The organism is Syntrophales bacterium (assembly GCA_030655775.1).
GTDB lineage: Bacteria > Desulfobacterota > Syntrophia > Syntrophales > JADFWA01 > JAUSPI01.
The window spans coordinates 1-3,977 of sequence record JAUSPI010000265.1 but is presented as its reverse complement, the minus strand read 5'-3'; the positions used below and the strand labels follow the sequence as shown (position 1 = coordinate 3,977).

Annotated in this window: 3 protein-coding genes; 1 reads left to right on the top strand and 2 read right to left on the bottom strand. The window is 43.7% G+C overall.

The genetic code is table 11. From position 1 onward, the window contains the following. The first annotated feature begins 447 nt into the window (after positions 1 to 447). Entirely contained in the window at positions 448 to 1,266 is an 819-nt protein-coding gene (locus Q7J27_14790) for a methyltransferase domain-containing protein (GenBank protein ID MDO9530408.1), read from the top strand. A 5-nt stretch (positions 1,267 to 1,271) separates the two neighbouring features. On the opposite strand, the gene Q7J27_14785 is transcribed toward Q7J27_14790, so the two are convergent. Together Q7J27_14785 and Q7J27_14780 are read right to left on the bottom strand one after the other, a co-directional pair. Then, positions 1,272 to 3,626 (bottom strand): PAS domain S-box protein, encoded by a 2,355-nt coding sequence (locus Q7J27_14785; protein MDO9530407.1) that lies wholly within the window; start codon positions 3,624 to 3,626, stop codon positions 1,272 to 1,274. Then, positions 3,619 to 3,977: hypothetical protein (locus tag Q7J27_14780; protein ID MDO9530406.1), on the bottom strand; the 359-nt coding region annotated here is incomplete at its 5' end. The genes Q7J27_14785 and Q7J27_14780, both read right to left, overlap by 8 nt.

Sequence of the window (3,977 nt, the reverse complement as noted above, 5' to 3'; positions counted from 1 at the left end):
AAGTGCCTAAAGTTAAAAAATGCGCTTTCAGCGCAGCCTGTTTCGAATTTGACCGCGCCGAAGGCGTGTACATTAACTTTAGCTCACTTTAGGCACTTCAAACTTTAGGCACTTTTGGGGTTGCGGCTTTGCCCCCTTTAGAAAGGGTGGATTATTATATGTTGTTAAATGTTGCATTGCAAGCTCAGACCCCCACCCTAAAATAGACATTGACCCTTCCGACACAGTAGGACAGGCGTCCCGCCTGTCCATAATGGTGAATCGCTTAGACAGCCGAGACGGCTGTCCTACGGGATGGGGAGGACAGTCTTTATTTTCAATGTCTATTTTTGGGCCCCAAAGCACATTTCTTTTATTGATATAAGAGTGGTTTTTTGTTAAATTCCCATCCTGTGCTTTTAATAAGGTGATAGTGGGACAGGCTATTTTTTGATCGGAGGATGAATCTTGAAAAGCGACACGGCGTATCTGATGGAAAACGAAGAAGAGAGCATTCGGCTGGAGGTTAAGACAAATCCGGAAGCAGTTAAGGAACAGGCCGTCTGGTGTGGTATAAGACCGGGGTTGAGGGTGCTCGACGCAGGTTGCGGACCGGGAAAAACGACATCTGTCCTGTATGAAATGATACAGCCCGGCGGAAGCATAGTTGGTGTGGATTTTTCAGAAGAAAGAATAAATTATGCCAGAAAGCATTATGGGGGAAGATCCGGGCTTGACTTTTATGTGCATGACGTGAGGAATTCCCTGGATGATCTCGGTCAGTTCGATATCATCTGGGTTCGCTTTGTGCTGGAATATTATCGTGCAGGAAGTCACGATATTGTTAGAAACCTGAAATCTTGTCTCAAACCGGGCGGATTCCTTTGTCTGCTGGATCTTGATCATAATTGTCTCAATCATTACGAGCTTCCATCCGGGATGAAGGAGCTTTTACCCAAACTGATGGCCAGATTAGACGAGGAATATAACTTCGACACCTACGCAGGCCGGAAATTGTATTCCTATCTTTATGACAATGGATTTGAAGATATCAAGGTGCATCTGATGCCGCACCATTTAATCTACGGGGGAATAAGGGATGGGGATGCATTCAACTGGATGAAAAAAGTGGAGGTAGCCGCTGTGAAGCTCGGTGATCTATTCAATGATTATCCCGGCGGTTATGAAACCTTTCATGCCGACTTTAAAAGATTTTTCTATGACACGCGACGTTTCACTTACACCCCCCTGATTCTGTGTAAGGGGATGAGACCTGTCTCTGGTTAAATTATTTACATGCCCCAATCTTGTTTGAATTCAAAACCTTTTTCTTTAAAAAGCTTCAAACAGGCGTCCACAACATCAGCATCATAAAAGACGCCCCTGGCCTTCGTGATTTCCTCTAATGCCTTGTCTGCTCCCCGTGATGGCCGGTAAGGCCTATGAGAAGCCATAGCCTCTACTACATCTGCGACGGCAATAATCCTCGCTTCTAAAATAATTTCATTCCCGGTAATACCTTTAGGATATCCGGAACCGTCCAACCTCTCATGGTGTTGAAGTACAATTTCAGCAATGGGAGGTGTAAACTCTACTGTCTTTAAGATGTTATAGCCAATTTCTGAATGAGTTTTTATCATGCTGAATTCAATTTCACTTAACTTACCTGGTTTAACTAAGATTTCAGCGGGGATTTGTATTTTACCGATGTCATGAATCAGGGAGGCCATGTGGATTATTTTTATGCTCTCTTCCGAAAGGTTCATTTCTTCAGCAATGGCGACGGCAAGGTCAGCAACTTGCTTTTGATGACCGGATGTGTAAGGATCTCTTGACTCGGTAATCATTGACATGGCATTGATGGTGCTGTTCATTGCCATTTGCAGTTTTTCGAAGCTCTTTTTCAGCTCTATTTCTGATTGCTTCAGTTTTGTGATATCCTTCAATGTTCCCACGATTCCAGCAACATTTCCCTCTGAATCCAAGTTCGGAGCATTATTCATCGTGAAAAGCCGTTCATGTCCATCCTTATTCGAAATCACTACATTGACATCTTTGATTGTTTCCTTATTGTCTTTTATGTTTTTTATAAGACGAACAAAGTTTGGGCTTCCTTCTTCTTTCATAAAATCTATAAGATGCCTGCCTATGACTTCTTTTTTCCTGTGGCCCAATATCTTTTCCCAGGCAGGGTTTACGTATGTAAATAATCCATCTATTCCCAATGTGTAAATAATGTCTGGAGCATTATCACTGAGTGCCCTGAACCGTTCCTCGCTCTCCCTGACTTTCTCGTAGGCTTTTGCATTGTTAATGCTAATTGCGATCTGAGTAGATATTCCCGTCAAGAGACTCATATCACTCTCGGTAAGTTTTCTCTTCGACTGGACATTATCGACCGCCAGGATTCCTTCTGAACACCCTTCGTAAACTATTGGCACACAAATAAATGATAGAGCGCCCAACCTTTTTGCAAATTCGAGACTTCTTTCTGAAAGATCTTTTTCAGTTTCCTTGATGTCGCTGACCAGAAAGGATTTTTGTCCTTTAAAGGCCTGTACAAACTGCCCTTTAGACTCAGGGTTATCAAGACGAAACTCTGCCTGTTTCAAGAATTCCTCCTCTGTGGGTTTATATCCAAAACCGGCGGTGTAAACAAGACGGGCCCTTTCTTTATTGGCAAGCATTATCATTCCTCTGTCAAAATCGAGCCGTTTCTGCATCGTTTCCATTGTAACTTTGAAAAGTTTATCTATATCCAGTATGCTGGAGAAGGCCTGACCAAGCTCCTTGATAAGCAGGGCATTGTTGTAGCTAATCTCGGTCTGATTCAAAAGACTGCTTGCCAGATAACCCTGACTTTCGAGGTCTATAACCAGCTCTTTTTTCTCCCTATATTCTGAATAAAGCGAAACAGAAACCATAAACAGGGCACATGACAGCATGGAGATCAACCAGTATTTCCCCGGTAAAGCAAAAAAGAGTATCAAATACAATATGATGCCGACAGGAATTATATAACTGCGGATCCGCTTCCACCTAAAGGCAGGGCTCTTTTCCCATGTAATGATATAGCGGCAGCAGTCCCCGCCCTCGTGTATGCATACAGGATGCTCAATTGTGGCGAGTTTGCTTGTGAACAGCTTGGCTATACCTTCAAATGACCCCCACCGGTTCTTACATTGATAAGGTTTCTCTTCAACATGCGGTTTAGGTGTGACAATAACCTCGACTCTATTGCTTTTAAGCTTTTTTACATGGACAGTACAGGCGCGGCTCAGGTGGGGGTAGAGTCTTTCCAGCATCATATAGGCAGTTGCGGGGGTGATAAACCCAAGCATATATCGCACCACAATACCCCACGCCTTGGAGGTGCTTGCATAACGTCCAACTTCACGGGCAATATCCGGATTACCGGTCTTTTTGACCACGGCCTCCTGGAAGAGATCTACCTGCCTCTGATTAAACCAGTGACCCTGATCCACAAGTTGGTACCTTGTGATCCCCGAATAATCGAGAGCGGAATCAGCATCAATTTCGGGGTAATGCAGATCCAGATATTCCACGTAACTTTTTGTTATTCTACTGCTGTATAGTGGAACGCTTCCCGTTTCTGTCGAATCTGCTTGCGTCAAAATACTACTCATAACTTACCCCGAATGTTTGTTGCATATATTCCATAAACTTGTATATGTAATACATATTCAATATCCACATCAGGTATTGCTTGTCATAAGGAATGTCCCTGACTTCAACATAATCGGGAGGATAGATTAGAAGGGGTATCTTGTCAAGACGATAGGCATCGGCCAACTGATCCACGGCAAGGGAAAGCACTTCCCAGGGCAACCCTTCCGGGTCGATCACAATAGCGATTATGCCATTCAAAATTTCTGACAGATTCAATCCGAGATCCGATTGATTTACAAGCAGAACAGCGCTCAGGTTATTCCTGTGGATGAGGGAGAAGACCTTCAATTTCCTTGTGAAACCGAGCC

Bases quoted from the DNA above. Each gene is read 5' to 3' on its own strand.
- Q7J27_14785 (MDO9530407.1), bottom strand. From the start codon at position 3,626: ATGAGTAGTATTTTGACGCAAGCAGATTCGACAGAAACGGGAAGCGTT.